18 protein-coding genes and 1 pseudogene are annotated in these 20528 nt (G+C 67.0%); 12 read left to right on the top strand and 7 right to left on the bottom strand.

Features of this window, described 5'->3' with window-relative positions; translation table 11 throughout:
* Nucleotides 1-15: 15 nt before the first annotated feature.
* A complete protein-coding gene (locus tag J2T21_RS14035; RefSeq protein WP_307582027.1) occupies nucleotides 16-1722 on the top strand; it encodes a ribonuclease J in 1707 nt (568 codons plus the stop codon).
* Nucleotides 1723-2073: 351 nt separating this feature from the next.
* Here the strand turns inward: J2T21_RS14035 and J2T21_RS14030 are convergent, their stop codons facing one another.
* From J2T21_RS14030 to J2T21_RS14005, 6 genes and pseudogenes are all read right to left on the bottom strand, one after another.
* Complete coding sequence (locus J2T21_RS14030; RefSeq protein ID WP_307582025.1) at nucleotides 2074-2484, bottom strand: DUF302 domain-containing protein; 411 nt, start codon at nucleotides 2482-2484, stop codon at nucleotides 2074-2076.
* 87 nt (nucleotides 2485-2571) lie between these two features.
* Nucleotides 2572-3900: pseudogene (locus J2T21_RS14025) on the bottom strand (MFS transporter).
* A 55-nt stretch (nucleotides 3901-3955) separates the two neighbouring features.
* Nucleotides 3956-4852: a sulfite exporter TauE/SafE family protein gene (locus J2T21_RS14020; protein WP_307582023.1), complete on the bottom strand. Its 897-nt coding sequence runs from the start codon at nucleotides 4850-4852 to the stop codon at nucleotides 3956-3958.
* A gap of 62 nt (nucleotides 4853-4914) precedes the next feature.
* Entirely contained in the window at nucleotides 4915-5211 is a 297-nt protein-coding gene (locus J2T21_RS14015) for a rhodanese-like domain-containing protein (protein ID WP_307582022.1), read from the bottom strand.
* A 118-nt stretch (nucleotides 5212-5329) separates the two neighbouring features.
* The gene (locus J2T21_RS14010) at nucleotides 5330-5914 is read right to left on the bottom strand and encodes a rhodanese-like domain-containing protein (RefSeq protein ID WP_307582021.1); all 585 of its coding nucleotides are present in this window, start codon (nucleotides 5912-5914) and stop codon (nucleotides 5330-5332) included.
* A 116-nt stretch (nucleotides 5915-6030) separates the two neighbouring features.
* Entirely contained in the window at nucleotides 6031-7428 is a 1398-nt protein-coding gene (locus J2T21_RS14005) for an MBL fold metallo-hydrolase (RefSeq protein ID WP_307582019.1), read from the bottom strand.
* A gap of 545 nt (nucleotides 7429-7973) precedes the next feature.
* On the opposite strand from J2T21_RS14005, the gene J2T21_RS14000 reads away from it, so the two are divergent.
* The 11 genes from J2T21_RS14000 (at nucleotide 7974) to dapF (ending at nucleotide 19719) form a co-directional block, all read left to right on the top strand.
* Nucleotides 7974-8231: a metal-sensitive transcriptional regulator gene (locus J2T21_RS14000; RefSeq protein ID WP_307582017.1), complete on the top strand. Its 258-nt coding sequence runs from the start codon at nucleotides 7974-7976 to the stop codon at nucleotides 8229-8231.
* A gap of 787 nt (nucleotides 8232-9018) precedes the next feature.
* Nucleotides 9019-11892, top strand: a complete 2874-nt coding sequence (locus J2T21_RS13995) for an FtsK/SpoIIIE family DNA translocase (RefSeq protein ID WP_373457936.1) — start codon at nucleotides 9019-9021, stop codon at nucleotides 11890-11892.
* 9 nt (nucleotides 11893-11901) lie between these two features.
* Nucleotides 11902-12510, top strand: coding sequence for a CDP-diacylglycerol--glycerol-3-phosphate 3-phosphatidyltransferase (gene pgsA, locus J2T21_RS13990; RefSeq protein ID WP_307582015.1), 609 nt, complete (start codon nucleotides 11902-11904; stop codon nucleotides 12508-12510).
* 56 nt (nucleotides 12511-12566) lie between these two features.
* Entirely contained in the window at nucleotides 12567-13079 is a 513-nt protein-coding gene (locus tag J2T21_RS13985; protein WP_307582013.1) for a CinA family protein, read from the top strand.
* Between the two features lie 207 nt (nucleotides 13080-13286).
* A complete protein-coding gene (locus J2T21_RS13980) occupies nucleotides 13287-13712 on the top strand; it encodes a helix-turn-helix domain-containing protein (RefSeq protein ID WP_071215828.1) in 426 nt (141 codons plus the stop codon).
* Nucleotides 13713-13853: 141 nt separating this feature from the next.
* Nucleotides 13854-14078 (top strand): DUF3046 domain-containing protein, encoded by a 225-nt coding sequence (locus J2T21_RS13975; RefSeq protein ID WP_307582012.1) that lies wholly within the window; start codon nucleotides 13854-13856, stop codon nucleotides 14076-14078.
* A gap of 200 nt (nucleotides 14079-14278) precedes the next feature.
* Nucleotides 14279-15325 carry a recombinase RecA gene (recA, locus tag J2T21_RS13970; RefSeq protein WP_071215826.1) on the top strand — a complete coding sequence of 349 codons (1047 nt, stop codon included), beginning with the start codon at nucleotides 14279-14281 and terminating at the stop codon, nucleotides 15323-15325.
* A gap of 4 nt (nucleotides 15326-15329) precedes the next feature.
* Nucleotides 15330-16202, top strand: a complete 873-nt coding sequence (locus J2T21_RS13965; RefSeq protein WP_307582011.1) for a regulatory protein RecX — start codon at nucleotides 15330-15332, stop codon at nucleotides 16200-16202.
* 55 nt (nucleotides 16203-16257) lie between these two features.
* On the top strand, nucleotides 16258-17784 hold the full coding sequence (miaB, locus tag J2T21_RS13960) for a tRNA (N6-isopentenyl adenosine(37)-C2)-methylthiotransferase MiaB (RefSeq protein ID WP_307582009.1): 1527 nt from the start codon (nucleotides 16258-16260) through the stop codon (nucleotides 17782-17784).
* A 10-nt stretch (nucleotides 17785-17794) separates the two neighbouring features.
* The gene (miaA, locus tag J2T21_RS13955) at nucleotides 17795-18694 is read left to right on the top strand and encodes a tRNA (adenosine(37)-N6)-dimethylallyltransferase MiaA (protein ID WP_307582007.1); all 900 of its coding nucleotides are present in this window, start codon (nucleotides 17795-17797) and stop codon (nucleotides 18692-18694) included.
* Nucleotides 18695-18762: 68 nt separating this feature from the next.
* Nucleotides 18763-19719, top strand: a complete 957-nt coding sequence (gene dapF / locus J2T21_RS13950; RefSeq protein WP_307582005.1) for a diaminopimelate epimerase — start codon at nucleotides 18763-18765, stop codon at nucleotides 19717-19719.
* A 21-nt stretch (nucleotides 19720-19740) separates the two neighbouring features.
* Here the strand turns inward: dapF and J2T21_RS13945 are convergent, their stop codons facing one another.
* The gene (locus J2T21_RS13945) at nucleotides 19741-20358 is read right to left on the bottom strand and encodes a class I SAM-dependent methyltransferase (protein WP_307582003.1); all 618 of its coding nucleotides are present in this window, start codon (nucleotides 20356-20358) and stop codon (nucleotides 19741-19743) included.
* Nucleotides 20359-20528: the final 170 nt, after the last annotated feature.

The following is a 20528-nucleotide window of genomic DNA, read 5'->3' as shown; positions in this document are numbered from 1 at the left end:
AAAGGTAATTCATTCATGACCGATTCCACTTCAGTGGTCACCGATACGGTGCTCCACAACCTTCCGCCCAAGCTCAAGCCGGGCACCTTGCGCATCGTGCCGCTCGGTGGCCTGGGCGAGATCGGGCGGAACATGGCCGTCTTCGAAATTGACGGCAAGCTGCTGATCGTCGACTGCGGACTGCTCTTCCCCGAGGAGCACCAGCCGGGCGTGGACGTCATCCTGCCCGATTTCAGCTACATCAAGGACCGCCTCGACGACGTGGTCGGCCTCGTGCTCACCCACGGCCACGAGGACCACATCGGCGCCGTACCGTACCTTTTGCGCCTGCGCGGGGACATCCCGCTGATCGGTTCGCGGCTGACCCTCGCGCTGATCTCGGCCAAGCTGGAGGAGCACCGCATCAAGCCGGTGCTGCGCCAGGTGGTCGAGGGCGACGTGGAGACCTTCGGCCCGTTCGAGACCGAATTCATTGCCGTCAACCACTCGATCCCGGACGCGCTTGCCGTGTTCATCCGCACGGATGCCGGCAACGTGCTGCACACCGGCGACTTCAAGATGGACCAGCTGCCGCTGGACGGCCGCATCACCGACCTTCGCCACTTCGCCCGCCTGGCAGACGAGGGCGTTGACCTGTTCATGCCCGACTCCACCAATGCGGACGTCCCCGGCTTCACCACCGCCGAGAAGGAAATCGGCCCGGTGCTCGAGGCCCTCTTCGGCCGTGCGCGCAAGCGCATCATCGTCGCCTCCTTCTCCTCGCACATGCACCGCGTGCAGCAGGTCATCGACGCCGCCCAGGTGCACGGCCGCAAGGTCGCCTTCATCGGCCGCTCCATGGTGCGCAACATGACCATCGCCGAGAAGCTTGGCTACCTGCACATCCCCGCCGGGATCCTGGTGGACATGAAGAACGTGGACAAGCTGCCGGACAACAAGGTCGTGCTGATGTCCACCGGTTCGCAGGGCGAGCCGATGGCCGCGCTCTCGCGCATGGCCACCGGAGACCACCGCATCCAGGTCGGCCCGGGCGACACCGTCATCCTGGCCTCCTCGCTGATCCCGGGCAACGAGAACTCGGTGTTCCGCGTGATCAACGGCCTGATGCGCCTGGGCGCCGACGTGATCCACAAGGGCATGGCCAAGATCCACGTCTCGGGCCACGCCTCGGCCGGCGAACTGCTGTACTGCTACAACATCCTGCAGCCGCTGAACGTGATGCCGGTGCACGGCGAGACCCGCCACCTGATCGCCAACGCCCGCCTGGCCGCCCAGTCCGGCGTGCCGGCGGAGAACGTGCTGCTCACCGAGGACGGGTCGGTCGTGGACCTGCGGGACGGCGTGGCCAAGCTCGTGGGCCAGGTCGACTGCGGGTTCGTGTACGTGGACGGCTCCAAGGTCGGCACCATCACCGACGAAGACCTCAAGGACCGCGTCACGCTGGCCGAAGAGGGCTTCATCTCGATCATCTCGGTGATCAACCGCCAGACCGGCAAGCTGATCTCCGGACCCGAGATCCACGCCCGCGGCGTGGCCGAGGACGACAACGTCTTTGACGAGATCAAGCCGAAGATTGCCGAAGCCATCGAGGACGCGGTGCGCAACAACCCGACGCACACCACGGCCCAGTTGCAGCAGATCGTCCGCCGGGTCATCGGTTCGTGGGTGTCGCGCAAGCTGCGCCGCAAGCCCATGATCGTCCCGGTCGTGCTCGAAGCCTAAGCACCCTGGCACGACAACAAGACCGTGGCCATGGTCCCGCCCCTTGGGGGTGGGACCATGGCCACGGTCTTTGGCCTGCAGGCCTGGGCCCGACCCTGCGCAGGCTGTGGCAGCCCCGGATGCCCGGTAAACGAATTGCACGGATCCATCCGGGACCGGGATGCCGGGACACGCAGCCGCGAAGACGAAAAAATGCCGGCCGTGCCGCTCGAAAGCTCTTTCCGCGCCATCGTCTGGGTCTGCCGGATCGGCTGGTGCAGGGGCCGGCACCGTCCAGGCTCTGCGGAGCGCGTGTTCGATGCCAAACAAGCGCACCGTAGTCTCGGCGCTTCGGGTTGAAACCTGGCCGACCTAGGTCGTGGAAATACTCTTCAACGCCGCCTGAAGGCGGGCATCGGCGTCGTTGGCGACATCGCGTGTCGCTTCGCTCGGGCTGAGCTGGACCATGGTTTGCGGGTCGATGGCCTCGATGGTGGTTTTCGTGGCGTCGGGGGCGCGACGCACCACGACGTTGCATGGGAGCAGCGCGCCCAACTGGGGTTCGGCGGTGATGCCGCGCTGGGCCAATTGCGGGTTGCAGGCCCCCAGGATGATGTAGTCCCCCACGGCGTTCCCGGCTTCCCGGCCCAGCTTCCGGGTGAAGGTCTCCTTCACGTCGATCTCCGTCAGGACACCGAAACCCTGTTCCGTCAGGGCGCTGCGGGTCCTGGCGACGGCGTCTTGCCATGAGAGCGGGACGGTGATGGCGTGGGTGTACGTCATTGTGTTTCCCCTGGGATTGTCGTGTGGAGGCCTGCCCGGGCGGCTGCGTGGTCTGCCACGGCGGGATCCCTCGGTTCCGTGCCCATGCTAGGTGTTGGGGCGATCATGCGGAAGCATTGCCGACACATCAGCGGCAGGGGATGGCCGGGGATGCGGCGGGTGTGTTTCATACATGCGGACCGCGACGGTAAGGGCTGCGGCGGCGCTGAGGGTGGCGGCCATCCAGATGGCCGCGTGCAGTCCCAACAGGTCGGCGATGATCCCGCCGGCGATGGCTCCGACGGCGTATCCGAGGTCGCGCCAGACCCGGTAGACCCCCACTGCCCGTCCCCGCCAGATGGGGTGTGCAGCGTCGCCGACGGCGGCCAGCAGCGTGGGGTAGACCATGGCGGTTCCAGCGCCGAGCAACACCGTTCCGGCCGCCCAGGCTCCAAAGCCGTTTCCGAGTGCGATGAGGGTCAGGGCCCCGGCCTGGACCAGCATGCCGGTGGTGATGAGGTGTTTGCGCCCGATCCGGTCCGAGAGGGCACCGGTGAACATTTGGACAATGCCCCACACCCCGGGATACAGGGCGAAGAGCAGGCCGATCTGGCTGGTGCCGAGGTCCGCGGTGGCGAACAGGAGCGGGAACAGGCCCCACGAGAGTCCGAAATTCAGGTTGTTCACCAATCCGGCCAGGCTCGCCGAGGACAAAGCCGGTTCCCGGAAGCTGGCCAGGGCAAAGACCTGGCGGTTGGCCAGGTCGGCGTCCATGCCATGCCTCACGGAGGTGCCTCGGGATGCCATGTTTCAGGCATCAAGGAGTGCGTGGGGGCGGGTCTCCCGGACGAACACCCCCGACAGCAGCAGCGCCAAGGCGGTGTAGGCCAGGCCCAGGAGGAAGGGTGCGGGTCGCAGCCCGTATTGTTCGGCGAGGTATCCGGCCAGCAGGGAGGTGGCTGCCACGGCCCCGTAGCCTGCGGCCTCGTTCAGGCCCATGGCCAGGCCGCGCTGCGCCGGTCCCACCAGGTCGATTTTCATGATGACGGTGGTGGACCAGGTCAGGCCCTGGTTGATGCCCAGCAGCACGTTCGCCGCGACGACCCAGCTCCAGTCCGGGGCGAAGATGAGCAGCAGTGGCACCGGGATGGCGAAGAGCCAGCCGGCCAACAGCACGGGTTTGCGGCCGTAGCGGTCCGAGAGGGTTCCGGCGAACCAGTTGGAGGCCGCCTTGGCGATCCCGAAGGCCGCGACGTAGGCGAAGAGGAACGTGTATCCGCCCAGGCCGAACTCGGCGTGGGCCAGCAGCGGCAGGACGGTTTGCTGCTGCCCGACCATCCCGCCGACCAGCGCGTTGACCGCGACAAGCAGGGCGAACTGCGCCGCGTTGGCGCGCAAACCCAGGACGGGGAGGATCTTGGTGGTGGACGGTTTCATGCGCTGGCTCCTGGGGTGCCGGGGTTGGAGGGGCAACTCGGCGGGGAGCCGGAGACTAGCGGGCTTCGGTTGCCATGTTGGCGGCAGGGGGTGTGAGCGATTTGCGCCGCAGGGGGCAGGCGGGGATCACGAACCAGCACAGCGCCGCAACCGCCGCGGTTGCGCCGGCGGTGATGCCCAGGACGAGATTGGCCGGGGAAGGCAGTTCCTGGACGAGGACGAAGACGCCCATGGCCAGGACGAAGAAGCCAAATCCCTTGCGCAGGGCCGCTTCGGGGATCCGTCCGGCCAGCCGGGCGCCGAGGAAGGAGCCGAGGATCGCGGCGGCGGTGACCCCGCCGACCAGGACCCAGTCCAGCGAGACGGTGGTGAGGTAGCCGCCAAGTCCGGCGAAGGACTTCATGGCGATAACCACCAGCGAGGTGCCGACCGCGACGGGCATCGACAGGCCGCCGAGCAGGGCGAGTGCCGGGACGACAAGGAAGCCGCCGCCGGCGCCGACGAGCCCGGTGACCAGGCCCACGACCAGGCCCTCGAGGATGACCTTGAGCAGGGGGAGCTCACCGTCGTGGGCCACGGTGGTGCGGTCTTTGCGGCCGCGGATCATGGCCAGGGAGGTGGCGACCATCATGAGGGCAAAGGCGATCATGAGGATCGTTCCGGGGATGTGGCCCCCGAGCAGGCCACCGCCGAAGGCCCCGGCCATGCCGGCGACCCCGAAGACCAGCCCGGTGCGCCATTTGACGCGCTTCTTTCGGGCGTGGGTCACGGCGCTGACGGCGGAGGTGGCGCCGACGACGAAGAGCGAGGCGGCGATGGCTTCCTTGGGGTTCATGCCAGCAACATAGGTGAGGATCGGGACTGTGAGGATGGACCCGCCCCCGCCGAGCAGGCCGAGCGAGAGCCCGATCAGCACCGAAAGCAGGAGGGTCAGTACGAGGGTGAGGGTCATGGAGGTGGCCTTGTCTGGGGAGGGAGGGCAGAGGGCGTACGGGTTGGCGCGGGCGCGTGCCCTTAGGCGACGGGCAGGCCGGCGCCTTGCCAGGCGATCATGCCGCCTGCCATGGTGTCGGCGGTGAATCCGGCCCCGGTGAGGGCATCGGCGACGCGGGCGCTGCGGTTTCCGCTGCGGCAGATGACGATGACGGGGCGGGAGCGGTCGATCTCGCCCAGGCGGGTGTTTAGCTCGCCCATGGGGATGTGGAGGGCGCCGGGGATCATGCCCTCGGTGACTTCGAAGTCCTCGCGGACGTCAAGGAGCTGGTCCGTGGCACGTCGCTGGTCGGCGTCGGTGATGGTGATTTCCTGCATGGTGTGCTCCTTCGGGGCGTGTTCAAGCGGTATGTGGTGGTTGCCGGGCCCGGATCAACGCGAACCGGGCCCGGGAACCGGGAGAAATCGGGTTGGCAGAGGGCCAACCGGGTGTGGGCTAGGACTTCTTGGGCGGAAGCTGGGCCATGACCGATGCACGGGTCGGCTCGTTGCCGGTCTTGTTCCACGGCATCTTGGCCAGGGCCTTGCCCATGGCGCAGGTGTTGGTGGCCGCGGAGAAAGTCAGGCCCGCCCCGATGGCCCCGGCGACGGTGCGCAACTGCGGGGAAAGGAACCTGCCCCCGGCCAGGCCGGCCACCACGAGGGAACCGGCCACCATGCGCACCTGGCGTTCCAGGGCCCAGCGTTTGGACCCTTCAACGGTTCGGCCTCCGGCCTGCTGGTAGGCGGGAACGCCGCCGGTCAGGACATGGGCATTGCCGAAGCCGACCGATGCGAGGTTGGTCTTGGCTTCGGTGGCGCGCACGCCGGATTGGCAGACCAGCACCACCTTGGTGTCAAGCTTCGAGGCGAGTTCCTCGGTGTGTTCGGCCAACAACGGGAGGGGGACGTTGTAGGAGCCCAGGATGTGCAGGGATTCGAATTCGGCGGCGGAGCGCACGTCGAGCACCACGACGTCGGAGCCGGCGGCGATCCAGTCCTTGAGGTCTTCGGGGCTGGTGGTCTGGGGAACGGGGTTCATGGCTTGTGGGCCCTTTCTGCCGGGCATGGCGCCCGGCCGGTCCCGCATCCGGAAAGGGGGATGCGGGACCGGAAATACGTGGGATCTATGGCTGGGGGATGGAACGGCGGAGAACGTTAGGCGTTCTGCATTTGCTTCCAGTCGGCCCAGCCGGCGTAGCTGCCCTCGAGCTCGACGACGTCATACCCGGCACGGCGCAGCGTGGAGGCTGCCACGGAGTTGCGGACCCCGGACTGGCAGTAGCTCACGATGAGGCCGTCGGACGGAAGGTTCTCGGTGTTCCAGAGCACGCGTCCGGCGCTCAGCTGCTCGGAACCCGGCACGTGCCCGGCGGCATGCTCGGTCTTGTTGCGCACATCCAACAGCAGGGCGGCATCGAACCCGGCCAGATCGGCCGGGGAGATCGTGCGAGGCACATAGACCGGCAGGCCCTCCAGGGACGTGATGTACCCGGCGACCTTGTCGATGCCCACCCGGATGAGGTGGTCCCACATCTCGGTGGCGCTCTCGCTGTCCGGGGCCAGCAGCACCAGCGGGCGCTGGTCCGTTTCCGGGTCCACGGCCCAGGCACCGTAGCTGGCGGCCTTCGTGCCGGCGGGGATGTTCAGTGCCCCGGCGACGGTGCCCTCGTGGACCCGGGTGTGGTGGCGGGTGTCGACCACGCCGATTTCGTCGGCGGCCAGGGCCGCGGCGACGTCCCCGGTGGCCAGCTCGGCCAGCGGTGCGCGGTCGCCCAGGACGGCCGGGCCCCGGCGGTTTTCGCGCTTCATGCGGCCGAAGTAGGCGTGGGCGTCGGGCTGCCCGTCGAGCAGGGCCTCGACGAAACCGGCCTTGTCGTTTGCCTCCAGGTAGGGGCCCCACCAGGCGAAGTTGCGTTCGTAGCCGACCGTGGAGGACGGGATCGCGCCCAGTGCCTTGCCGCAGGCGCTGCCGGCGCCGTGGCCCGGGTAGACCTGCACGTAGTCGGGCAGGGCCAGGAACTTTTCCTTCAGGGAGGTGAACAGGTCGTGGGCCCCGGCGAAGCGGGTGTCGATGCCGCCGGCGGCCTCGTCGAGCAGGTCCGGGCGGCCCAGGTCGCCGGAGAAGACGAAGTCGCCGGAAAGCAGGAAGCCGGGCTTGTCGCTGAAGGCGCCGTCGGTGACCAGGAAGGAAAGGTGCTCGGGGGTGTGCCCGGGGGTGTGCAGGGCCTTGACGGTGATGTTGCCCAAGGCGATGGTGGATTGGTCGAGGAGGCGTTCGGCCTCGAACTGATACTGCCAGTCCGTCCCGCCCTCGCCCGAGACGAAAATCTTCGCGCCGGTTGCTGCGGCCAGCTCCCGGGTTCCCGAAAGGTAGTCGGCGTGGATGTGCGTCTCGGTGACGGCGATGATCTTCATCCCGTTTTTTGCGGCGAGGTCCTGGTACACCCGGATGTCGCGGCGGGCGTCGACCACGACGGCCTCGCCCTTGGCCTGGCAGCCGATGAGGTAGCTGGCCTGTGCGAGGTCTTCGTCATAGATGCGTTCGAGAAGCATGGTCTCTCCTTGTTGTTCGTCCTTGGCTGGCCCATTTGCCTGACATACCCCCGGGGGTATGTTCTTCAGTTCAAACGATAATACCCCTGGGGGTATGCGTCAAGCCTTCCCCTGCCCGGTCCCGGGTTCGCTTGCCCAGCCAAAAGCGGCGGTCGGCGCCATTCATGCTGGCGCCGACCGCAGTTCGGCATGGAGCGCTCGGGCTTAGCGGCCAAAGAGGCGCGCGAGGAAGCCCCCTTCCTTACCGCGCTCTTTCGGGGCCTGGGGGTCACAGGAGCAGCGTTCATGGCGCGGCACCTGCGCCATGACCTGCTTGACATGTTGGCCGCATCCGGCCCAGGTGGTCTTCCGGCATTTGCGGCATGTGGTCGCTCGGCACATGTGATGATTCCTTCGGTTTTGGATTCTCGATGGAAGCCTGGCAGCCCCCTGTCTTCGAGTATTGCACATACCCCCGGGGGTATGGGCAAGTCGCGGTCGATCATGCGCGAGTAAACCCCCGGGGGTATACACTTGGAGAAACCAGCACCCGGGAGGAACCCATCATGGAACTTGAAGTGGACGCCATGAAGCCCGCTATCAACAGGCTCAAGCGTGCCCAAGGACAGCTCAACGCTGTGATTCGCATGCTTGAGGAAGGCAGTGACTGCCGCGCGGTCGTCACCCAGCTGTCCGCAGCATCGAAGGCCATCGACCGCGCCGGGTTCTCCATCATCGCCACCGGGCTCGAACAGTGCCTGAAAAGCGAGGACCCCACGGCGGACCGTGCCGACATGGAAAAGCTCTTCCTCTCGCTGGCCTAGCCTCGGCGATCCAACGGTCGCTTTTTCTGGATGTAGGCCAACGAACTCCGGCAGTTAGGCAGCACCCATGCGCGAACCGATCGGTGTCGCGGTTGCGCAACAGCCAAGAAGTCGTTCGTCGGCCGTAGCGATATGATCCGCTGTTCGTCGCTCGGGTGCCGTGCGCAGAACGGGATCATCCAATGAAGCTGGATCATCCATTGGCCCAAGGCGCGGCGGTAGGGGTTGGACTGCGCGGCCGCACAGCCGGTAAGCGCTCCCAAAGACGGGCCATTTGCTGTTGAGATTGACAACAGGGTTCCGCGAGATGACCCACATGATGGTGCCGAACGGTGGACGGCATCTTCTTGCTGGCCGCGCTCCAGTGGGCCCCTGCGATGATTTGGTGCCGGCCGCCCGGGCCACATTGAAGGCCATTTTCAAGAAGGTGACCCTGGGGTGGGCCGATGCCACGCCTGTGGGCCCGGAGGTGGCCACCGCAATTCCCTCTTTGGTGATGGTTCAACTACTTCTCATGCTCGCGCCCGGGGCACCGCGGGTGTTGCCCGGGCAGGGGAGCGCGCTGCTGTTGATGTCGGCGACGCGGGGGCGGTTTTCCGATGCGATCGCGAACCGAGCAGATCCTGATGTGTGCACCCACAGAGCGGGATCTTGACCCGGGAAGCTCTCAGCCAACCCCCAAGGCCGTCCGCGCGCCTTGGGTCTGTGACGATTCTCCACCGCCCCCGTTCCCCGTCGAACCGTGTAAATTCAGGGTTCGGACACCCGTGGGCGATACCCTAGAGCCATGGCCCCACCTACCTCCTCGCAAGGCGAGAAGAAAACGACCACGCGCAAACCGCGTGCGTCGAGCTCCTCCGCCAAGACGACCAGAAACTCCAAGAGCACCCCCGCAGCGATCGAACACGACTTCCCGCTGCCGGTGCGCATGGTGCGTTCGGCCTGGATGGGCATCGCGCGGGTCACCGGCGGGGCCTTCCGCAAGATCGGCCGCGACGTGCACCCGGACTACGAGGTGCGCCGCGACGGAACCGGGCTCTTCCTGGTCATCATCGCCATCGTCATTGCCTCCGTGGAATGGTGGGGGCTGCGCGGGGTCGGCTGGTACGGCGGCTTCGTGCACGCCGTGGCCGGGGGGACCTTCGGGTTCATGGCCGCGCTCATGCCGCCGATCCTGCTCATCGGCGCCATCCGGCTCTTCCGCTGGCCCGAGGAACACCGCGCCAACAACCGCGTGGGCATCGGCCTGGCCCTGGGTTCCCTGGCCGGGTCCGGGATCTCCCACGTGGTCGGCGGGCTTCCCCCCGTCTCCGCGCCCTTTGACGTCCTCTGGGGCGCCGGGGGAGTGCTCGGGGCGCTGGCCACCGTCCCGCTGGCCGGGCTGATATCGGCACCCGGCGCGCTGGCAGTGATGATCGCGCTGGCCCTGCTGAGCCTGATGATCCTCACCGCCACCCCCTTCCGGCACATCCCCGCACGCTTCCGCGAGGGCTACGAGAAGCTCATGGGCCAGACCCCCGAGGCCGGCTCCGGCAAGGGCGTGGACCTGGGCGCCGAGGACCACGACCAGTCCTACCTCTACGAGGAACAGGCAGCTGCGAAGAAGCCGCGCAAGAAGATGCGGCTCTTCGGCAAGGACCGCGACGAGGAGGCCATCGCCGCCGAGGACCTCCTGGGCAACACCGGCGAGGGCGCCTACGACACCGCGGTCATCACCGATGACCACGGCGCAGCCGCGGACCCGGCCGACTTCTACGCCGACGAAGCCGACGCGGAACCGGCCATCCGCCCCGGGGTGCGCCGCCCCACCAAGGACGAGCGCGAGCGCGCCGCGATCATGGAATCCGTGGGCCTGGGCACCGAGCCCGAGGCAGACACCCAGGCCATGAGCGCCATCGACCTGACCAGCTACGACAACGATGCCACCGGCGCGATGGACCAGGTCCCCTCGCGCCCCGCGGCGGCCCCGCTGCCGCCGATCCCGGCGCGCACCGAACAGCTCCAGCTCTCCGGGGACGTGACCTACACGCTGCCGGCCTCCGACTTCCTGCCCGCCGGCCCGCCGTCCAAGGAACGCTCCGAGGCCAACGACGCGGTCGTCGCGGCGCTGACCGACACCCTGGACCAGTTCAAGGTCGACGCGAAGGTCACCGGCTTCTCCCGCGGCCCGACGGTCACCCGCTACGAAATCGAACTGGCCCCGGGCACCAAGGTCGAGCGCGTCACCGCCCTGTCCAAGAACATCTCCTACGCCGTGGCCTCCTCGGACGTGCGCATCCTCTCCCCGATCCCGGGCAAGTCCGCGATCGGCATCGAGATCCCCAACGCCGACAAGGAAATCGTGGTGCTGGGCGACGTGCTGCGCAGCCACAACGCCCGCAAGACCGACCACCCGATGGTCATGGGCGTGGGCAAGGACGTTGAGGGCGGCTTCGTCGTGGCCAACCTCGCCAAGATGCCGCACCTCTTGGTCGCCGGCGCCACCGGCGCGGGCAAGTCCTCGTTTGTGAACTCGATGATCACCTCGATCCTGATGCGCGCCACCCCCGACGAGGTCCGCATGGTCATGGTCGACCCCAAGCGCGTGGAACTCACCGCCTACGAGGGCGTCCCGCACCTGATCACCCCGATCATCACCAACCCGAAGAAGGCCGCCGAGGCGCTGCAGTGGGTGGTCAAGGAGATGGACACCCGCTACGACGACCTGGCGAACTTCGGGTACAAGCACATCGACGACTTCAACAAGGCCGTGCGCAACGGCAAGGCCGTCCCGCCCGAGGGCTCCAAGCGGATCATGAAGCCCTACCCGTACCTCCTGGTCATCGTCGACGAGCTCGCCGACCTGATGATGGTCGCCCCGCGCGACGTCGAGGACTCGATCGTGCGCATCACCCAGCTGGCCCGCGCCGCCGGCATCCACCTGGTGCTGGCCACCCAGCGCCCGTCCGTGGACGTGGTCACCGGGTTGATCAAGGCCAACGTGCCCTCCCGCATGGCCTTTGCCACCTCCTCGGTCACCGACTCCCGCGTGGTCCTGGACCAGCCGGGAGCCGAAAAGCTGCTGGGCCAGGGCGACGCCCTCTTCCTGCCCATGGGCACCTCCAAGCCCATGCGCGTGCAGGGTGCCTGGGTCACCGAATCCGAGATCCAGTCCGTGGTCGAGCACGTCAAGGGGCAGCTGAAGGCCGAATACCGCCACGACGTGGCCCCCGAGGTGCAAAAGAAGCAGACCGACGACGACATCGGGGACGACCTGGAGCTGCTGCTGCAGGCCACCGAGCTGGTGGTCACCACGCAGTTCGGCTCCACCTCGATGCTCCAGCGCAAACTGCGCGTGGGCTTCGCCAAGGCCGGCCGGCTCATGGACCTGCTCGAATCCCGCGGCGTGGTCGGTCCCTCCGAGGGCTCCAAGGCCCGCGACGTGCTGGTCAAGCCCGACGACCTGCCCGAGGTGCTGGCCGCGATGCGCGGGGACGAGACCGGTGCCGGCGACGTGGTCCCGACCGCGACCGAGGCCGCCCTGGCGGACAACGCCAACGCCAACCACTACGGCACCGACCTGGTCGCCGAGGACCTCGACGGCTTCGAACAGGCGGTTGACTACCACGACGGTGGCGACGAGCCGGGGTCGGAAGACGCCTGGAACCTGACCGGAAGGTAGCCTTGAGGCGTGACTGAATCCCCAGCGAACCCGACACCGGCCCACGTGCCGACCCTGAACATCGCCAACGTGCTCACCACCCTGCGCATCATCATGGTCCCGTTCTTCATCTGGGCCCTGGTGGCCGATGAGACGGAATACGGACTCATGCGCTGGGTGGCCCTGGCGATCTTCGCCGTGGCCATGTACACCGACAAGCTGGACGGGGACCTGGCCCGCAGCCGCGGGCTGATCACCAACTTCGGCAAGATCGCCGACCCGATCGCCGACAAGCTGCTCACCGGCTCCGCGCTGGTGATGTTCTCCATCCTGGGGGAGCTGGCCTGGTGGATCACCATCGTCATCCTGGTGCGCGAATGGGGCATCACGGCCGTGCGCTTCGTGGTCATCCGCTACGGCGTGATGGCCGCCTCGCGCGGCGGCAAGCTCAAGACCGTGCTGCAGGCCGCGGCGATCCTGCTCTACCTGCTGCCCTGGGCCCACACCATCGACTGGGTGCACGTGGTGGCGTTCACCGTGATGCTGCTGGCCCTGGCCGCCACCGTGGTCACCGGGCTGGACTACCTGTTCAAGGCCTGGCAACTGCGCGCGGCCTCCGTCGGCGGCACCCAGAAGTAGGCACGCTTCCCACTGAGGCCGATTCACCACTTCCACCTGGCGCAAAGGAGCTGGACATGACACCCCCACCGGACCCGCTGGAACTGCAGGCCCTGGCCGGCACCGTGGTTGCCGCGGCCAAGGCCAACGGACTGACCCTGGCCACCGCCGAGTCGCTGACCGCCGGCATGATTGCCGCCACCCTCGCCGAGGTGCCCGGGGCCTCCGCCGCGCTTGTCGGCGGGATCGTCAGCTACTCCAGCGCGGTGAAGGCCAACGTCCTGGGCGTGGAACCGAAGCTGCTCGAAGAAGCGGGCTCGGTGGACGGGGAGGTGGCCCGGCAAATGGCCCTGGGCGCACGCCGGGTTTGCGGGTCGGACGTGGCGGTCTCGGCCACCGGGGTCGCTGGTCCCGACGCCCACGACGGCAAGCCCGTGGGCACGGTCTTCCTGGGCTGGGCTTCGGCAAGCGGCAGCGGTTTCACCGAGCACCACTTCACCGGGGACAGGGCACAGATCCGCACCCTGAGCACGGTCCGCGCGCTGGAACTGCTTTCTTCCCACCTCTCACCCAGCAGCCACACAGCTTGATGGGGGATGGTTGCACTGACTGGTTTTGTGACTCGATTACGGAACGATTCACGGTTGTTGTGGAAATACACCCGCAGCAATGGCTAAGGTGGGGGCGTGGGAACAAAAAACGACCCCCGGCAGTTGTAACCCATGACGGGCACAAAAAAGTGGCCCGCACCGATCGCCCCACAAGGCATTAGGACCGGAGAACAAAAGGCAATGCACATGGTCAAGCAACCAGTATCGGTAAACGGTGTGGTCCGTTGGCGTGATGTGGGCCTACAGAGCGAGGTCCGCCGAGACAAAGAGGAGCGCAAGATGGTAGTCCTTCGACATGAAATCGGTGACGTTCTTCGTGACGTTCGTCAACGCCAGGGTCGCACCCTGCGCGAAGTCTCCCACAGCGCCCGCGTTTCCCTTGGGTACCTTTCCGAGGTCGAGCGTGGACAAAAGGAAGCCTCATCCGAGCTTCTCTCCTCGATCTGTGGTGCCCTCGAGGTGCCGCTTTCACTGATGCTTCGCGAGGTCAGCGACCGCGTGGCCATCGCCGAAGGCATCACCATTCCGGATACGGTCCCCGTGGACCTGACCAGCGAGTTTGCTGGCGACTATCCGGTTGAACTCGGCAAGCGCCTGGCACCGAGCCACTAACCAACGACATCCGGATCCAGTGTTTCACCTGGCATCCGCAACATCGGCCCCCGCGCCGGTCTTCCAGGGCCAATTGGCCCGCGAAGCCGGGCGGGGGCTTTTTTGCTTAAACCCCCGGAAACCCGTGGCACAATTGCGAGGGTGCGATTGAGTGATTTCTGGCGTCTGATGGACGACGAGTTCGGTGCGGGCTATTCCCGCACATTGGCGACTTCCCTGGTGCTGGCCGAGGTCGGAGGCGTCACCGCAGCCGAGGCGCTGGGCAGGGGCGTCGCCCCCAAGAAGGTCTGGCAGGCCATGTGCAAGATGCAGGATGTGCCGCCCGAGCGCTGGCTGGGACGCGACATCGCTCCCAGGGAATCCTAGGGAATATTCGCCACACGCACCGAATCCGTTCGAATATCTGTTCGGAAGAGTGTATTGTTCATAATGAAGATTCGTTCGGCGTCTGTCGTGGGTTATGCACAGTGCGAACGCCCGAAATCCAAAGTGTCGGCCCCGGGTCGTACGCTCAGGAACAGACATAGAGCAACGGTCCCGCGGGGCCCCAACAACCGAGGTGGACAATGGCCATTGGTAAAGATCGCGAGAAGGCACTCGAAGCCGCGCTCGCACAGATCGACAAGCAGTACGGCAAGGGCTCGGTCATGCGACTGGGCGACAAGACCGTAGCGCCCATTGCCGCCATCCCCACCGGGTCTGTGGCACTTGACATCGCGCTGGGCATTGGCGGGCTTCCACGTGGCCGCGTGGTGGAGATCTACGGTCCGGAATCCTCCGGCAAGACCACCGTTGCCCTGCACGCGGTGGCCAGCGCCCAGCGACTGGGCGGCATCGCCGCCTTCATCGATGCCGAGCACGCACTGGATCCGGAATACGCGAAGAAGCTGGGCGTCGACACCGACGCGTTGCTGGTCTCGCAGCCGGACACCGGCGAGCAGGCACTGGAAATCATGGACATGCTCGTGGGCTCCGGCTCCGTCGACATCGTCGTGATCGACTCCGTGGCAGCACTGGTGCCGCGCGCCGAAATCGAAGGCGAAATGGGCGACAGCCACGTCGGCCTGCAGGCCCGCCTGATGAGCCAGGCGCTGCGCAAGATCACCGGACGCCTGTCCCAGACACAGACGACCGCGATCTTCATCAACCAGCTGCGCGAAAAGATCGGCGTGATGTTCGGCAGCCCGGAAACCACCACCGGTGGCAAGGCGCTGAAGTTCTACGCCTCGATCCGCATCGACGTACGCCGCATCGAAACCTTGAAGGAAGGCACCGTCCCGGTCGGCAACCGCACGCGCGCCAAGATCGTGAAGAACAAGATGGCCCCGCCGTTCAAGCAGGCCGAATTCGACATCATCTACGGCCTGGGCATCTCCCGCGAAGGCAGCCTCATCGACATCGGCGTGGACCAGGGCTTCGTCAAGAAGTCCGGCGCCTGGTTCACCTACGACGGGGACCAGCTGGGCCAGGGCAAGGAAAACGCGCGGAAGTTCCTGCGCGACAACCCGGATCTCGCCAACGAACTCGAACGCCAGATCCTCGAGAAGCTCGGCATTGGCCAGGCACCCGAGGACAAGGGCGAGGATACGTTGCGCGTGGTCAAGGGGTCCTAACTCCGTGGGCACCACCAAAAACCAGGGCGGTTCGTCCGGCTCCCGGAAGGGAGCCGAACGGCCGCTTTGGTCGTTGCCGGCAGACGGCAATTCCGACTGGGGAGACCCGACCCAGATTCCGGCCTGGGCGCACAGCGAAGCCGCCGCGGCGGCCCCGCCACCCGAACAGGTCCCCGGACCACCCGAACCCAAGCCCGCCTTCGGCGAACGGGCCGGATATGCCGGACGCAGCTCCTCGCGCACCTCGCCGCGCGGTGCCGGAGGCACGGGGTCGTGGGGCAGCGGCGGCCGCCCAGCCCGGGCCGGCGCCAAGCGCAGCACACCGAAGGCACCGCGGACCCGCGAGCGGACACCACGGGAAGCCAAGGAGCCGATCGAGCTCACCGACGAGCAATATGCGTCCAAGGGACGCTCCATCCTGCTGCGCCAGCTCACCGCCTCGGCCAAGAGCCGCGCCCAGCTGAAGACCAAGCTCCTGGAAAAGGAGATCCCCGAGCACATCGCCGAGGAACTGCTGGAGAGGTTCGAGGAGATCGAACTCGTCGACGACGAGGCCTTCGCCGAGGGCTGGGTCCGTTCCCGCGCCCGCAGCCGAGGCCTGGCACGCTCGGCGATCAAGCGCGAGCTGCGGGAAAAAGGCATCGAGGGCGAGCTGGCCGAAAGCGCCCTGGAACAGATCGACGACGAATCCGAGGAAGAAACCGCCCGCGACCTTGTGGAACGCAAGCTGCGGGCCCCCTCGATGGGGGTGGACCGGGAGAAAAGCGTGCGCCGGCTCGTGGGCATGCTGGCCCGGAAGGGATACTCGCCCTCCGTCGCGTTCCGCATCGTCAACGCCGCCTGGGATGAACGCTTCGGGCCCGACGCGGAGCAATAGCACCGGGCTGCGACTTGTTCGGTCCCCGGCGGGGCCGATTGGGTACCCTTGAGGGGTGACTGCGAGCATTTCAATTTCCCCTGAGCAAGAATCAGCCGTATCGACACGCACCTACGAGGTGCGGACCTACGGATGCCAGATGAATGTCCACGATTCCGAGCGACTGGCGGGCCTGCTGGAGGCCAGCGGCCTGTCCCGGCAGCAATCCGGCGACGAGATCGCCGATGTCGTGGTCTTCAATACCTGCGCGGTCCGGGAAAACGCCGACAACAAGCTCTACGGAAACCTCGGCATGCTCGCCCAAGTCAAGGAAAAACGCCCCGAGATGCAAATTGCCGTTGGCGGCTGCCTGGCCCAGAAGGACCGCGAAACGATCCTGAAGAAGGCCCCCTGGGTCGACGTGGTCTTCGGAACCCACAACGTCGGCTCCCTGCCGGCCCTGCTGGAACGCGCCCGCCACAACAACGAGGCCCAGCTGGAAATCCTCGAATCCCTGGAGGTCTTCCCCTCCACGCTGCCCACCAAGCGCGACTCGGTGCACTCGGGCTGGGTCTCGATCTCCGTGGGCTGCAACAACACCTGCACCTTTTGCATCGTCCCGGCCCTGCGCGGCAAGGAACGCGACCGCCGCCCCGGGGAAATCCTGGCCGAGATCGAGGCGCTGGTCGCCGACGGTGTCATCGAGGTGACCCTGCTGGGCCAGAACGTCAACTCCTACGGCGTGGAATTCGGGGACCGCCTGGCCTTCGGCAAGCTGCTGCGCGCCTGCGGGCAGATCGAGGGCCTGGAACGCGTGCGCTTCACCAGCCCGCACCCCGCCGCCTTCACCGACGACGTCATCGAGGCCATGGCCGAAACCCCCAACGTCATGCCGCAGCTGCACATGCCGCTGCAGTCCGGCTCGGACAAGGTCCTCAAGGAGATGCGCCGCTCCTACCGCTCAAAGAAGTTCCTGGGCATCCTGGAGAAGGTCCGCGAATTGATCCCGCACGCCGCCATCACCACCGACATCATCGTGGGCTTCCCGGGCGAAACCGAGGAAGACTTCCAGGGCACCCTGGACGTGGTCGAGGCCTCGCGCTTCGCCAGCGCATTCACCTTCCAGTACTCCAAGCGCCCCGGCACCCCCGCGGCCGAGTTGCCCGACCAGCTGCCCAAGGCCGTGGTGCAGGAACGCTACGAGCGACTCACGGCCCTGCAGGACCGGATCTGTGCCGAGGAAAACGCCAAGCAGGTCGGGCGCACCGTCGAGGTGCTGGTCACCGAGCACGCCGGGCGCAAGTCCACCGAAACCCACCGGCTCACCGGACGGTCCACCGACCAGCGCCTCGTGCACTTCTCCATCCCCGCCGGCGGCCAGACCCCGCGCCCCGGGGACCTGGTCACGGTTCCGGTGACCGGATCGGCCGCCTTCCACCTGGTCTCCGATCCCGCCACCCTGGCCGAGTACTCGGTGCGCCGCTCCCGGGCGGGGGACGCCTGGGACCGCTCGCAGGCCGAATCCTGCGGCACCGGCACCACCGGGACCAAGAACACCAGCGGCGTCTCGCTGGGCATGCCCGCCCTGCCGGCACGCAAGTAGGCCGCCGACCATGACATTGCCGGTCATTGCCGTCCTGGGACCAACCGGAACGGGCAAGTCCGACCTGTCGATCGCCCTGGCCCGGGAACTGGGCGGGGAAATCGTCAATGCCGACGCCCTGCAGTTCTACCGCGGCATGGATATCGGCACGGCCAAGCTCCCCGAGGACGAGCGCGGGGGCATCGCCCACCACCTGCTCGACATCATGGATGTGCGCCAGGAAGCCAGCGTGGCACGCTTCCAGGCCGAGGCCCGGGGGATCTTCGCCCAGATCCGTGCCCGCGGCTCGGTGCCCATCCTGGTCGGCGGATCCGGCCTGTATGTGCGCGCCGCCCTGGACGAGATCGATTTCCCGCCCACCGACCCGGTGGTGCGCCAACGCCTCGAAGCCGAGGCCGCGGTAAGCGGCATCGGCCCGCTGGCCGAGCGGCTGGCCGCCGTCGACCCGGACTCGGCCGCCCGGAACCTGGATGACCGCCGGTTGATCCGCGCCCTGGAAGTCCACGAAATCAGCGGCAAGCCCTTCAGCTCCTTCATGCCGCAACGGCAATACCACGCCCCGGCCATCCAGATCGGGTTGAACATCGACCGCTCGCTGCTGCATGCGCGGCTGGAGACCCGGGTGGCGAAGATGGTCGAGCAGGGCCTGCTCGACGAGGTCCGCCGGCTGGATTCCCAGGGGTTGCGGGAGGGCAAGACCGCCTCGCGGGCCATCGGCTACGCCCAGTTCCTCGCGGTCCTCGACGGAACGATGTCCCTGAAGGACGCCGTGGAAAAGACCGTCATCGCCACGCGCCAATTTGCCCGGCGCCAAGTCACCTGGTTCGGTGCCGACGACCGGGTTAGCTGGTTCGACCCGCTGGCCGACTCCCTGGTTCCCGGGGTCCTGGCCCGCATCCGCTCCTCCTGATCCCGGGTACGGTCCCGGAGGCGGCGAAAAATAGGCGGCGGGGTTTTGCGGCACGTATTCTTGAAACCATGAGATCGACCGAACCCGCCACCAGCACCGGCCCCACCCTGCAAGAGACGGTGGGCAGGCTTCCCTATGCCAAGGGGCATGGCACCGGAAACGACTTCATCCTCGTTGCCGACCCGCTGGATACGCACAGCATCGAGCCCGGGCAGGTCGCCCGGATGTGCGACAGGCACCGGGGGATCGGCGGGGACGGGCTGATCCGCGCGGTCCCCTCCAGCACCCTGGCCGAGGGCCGGGCGATCCTGGAAACCCGCCCCGACGCCTATTGGTTCATGGACTACCGCAACGCCGACGGGTCCCTGTCGGAAATGTGCGGCAACGGGGTGCGGGTTTTCGTGCACTTCCTGGTCTGCGAAAAACTCGTGGAGATGCCGGTGGGCGCGACGCTTCCCATCGGCACGCGCGGGGGCCTGAAGATCGTCACCCGCCTGGAAGACGGCTACGCCGTGGACATGGGCGCCTGGGAGTTCATCCATGCGCAGGCGGCAGCGACCAACGGCTTGGACTCCCGCGTGGAAACCACCGGGCTGGCCAAGGTCCGCGGGGCCTTGAGCGTGTCCATGGGCAACCCCCACACGGTCGTGGCGATCGCCGACACCGGCGAGCTGGAGGGCATCGAACTGACCTCGACCCCCGCGGTCGAGCCGCTGCCGCCACACGGAACGAACGTCGAATACGTGCTGGCCGCCGACCCGCTGGTGAGCGGGGGCCGCGGCTCGGTGCGGATGCGCGTGCACGAACGCGGCGTCGGAGAGACGCTCTCCTGCGGCACCGGCGCCTGCGCGGCGGCCATCGCCACCCGGCACTGGGCCCAGGCCCATGACATCCGGCAGTGGTCGGTCCAGGTTCCCGGAGGGGAACTGGGCGTCGGCTTCGTTGATGGCCCCGACGGGCTTGAACACGTCGTGCTCAGCGGCCCCGCGGTCCTGGTGTCCCGCGGAGAGGTCTCGGCCAGCTAGTGCCGTTGCCCCGCCGGGATCCTAGGATTCCTCGGGACGTACGACCTTCAGGATCCTAAATGCCTTGTCCGTCGAGACCCGGTCGATGTTCCAGTCTTCGGGCAGGACGGTACCCAGCCATTTCTGCAGCGAGTCCGCCCCCAGGTTCTTTTGCACCACCAGCCAGGCTTCTCCGCCCGGGGACAAGCGCGGCAGCCACAACAGCAGCAGCTCGTGCAGTGCCTCCTTGCCGATCCGGATCGGCGGGTTGGACCAGATGGTGTTGTAGGTCCGGGCCGGGTCGACGTCATCCGGAAGGGCGACCACCACGTTCTTCAAGCCCAGTGCTGCGGCGTTGTCGCGGGTCAGGGCGAGGCTTCGCTCATTGACGTCGACCGCGTGGACGGTTGCCTCCGGCGAGGCCAAGGCCATCGAGAGCGCGATCGGTCCCCAGCCGCAGCCGATGTCCAGGAGGTTTCCCTCGGGTGCCGGGGCCGGAACGCCGCGCAAGAGCACCGCGGTTCCCTTGTCGATCCGGTCGGGGCTGAAGACGCCGCCGGAAGACTGCAGCTTGCGCGTGGCACCGCCCAATTCGACGCTGATGGTGCGCCGCTTCTCTGGAGTGGAAGGCTGGGCGCTGAAATAGTGTTCCGGGCTCATGTTTGCAGGTTAACCGGCCACGGGTGGCAAACCCAAACCCAAGGCCCCAAACGCGGCCCGGAATGGGTGTGAGATGTCTCAAGGTGCATCCGGCCACAAAGTGATAGAGTTTTCCCTATGACTTACTTGTAAGACGCGACCGAACACACTTCGGTCCCCATCATCCTTCC

Source organism: Paeniglutamicibacter psychrophenolicus, assembly GCF_030812255.1.
In the GTDB taxonomy this organism is placed as follows: domain Bacteria; phylum Actinomycetota; class Actinomycetes; order Actinomycetales; family Micrococcaceae; genus Paeniglutamicibacter; species Paeniglutamicibacter psychrophenolicus_A.
The sequence above is the reverse complement of the archived record's forward strand: the minus strand, read 5'-3'. Positions and strand labels throughout refer to the sequence as shown.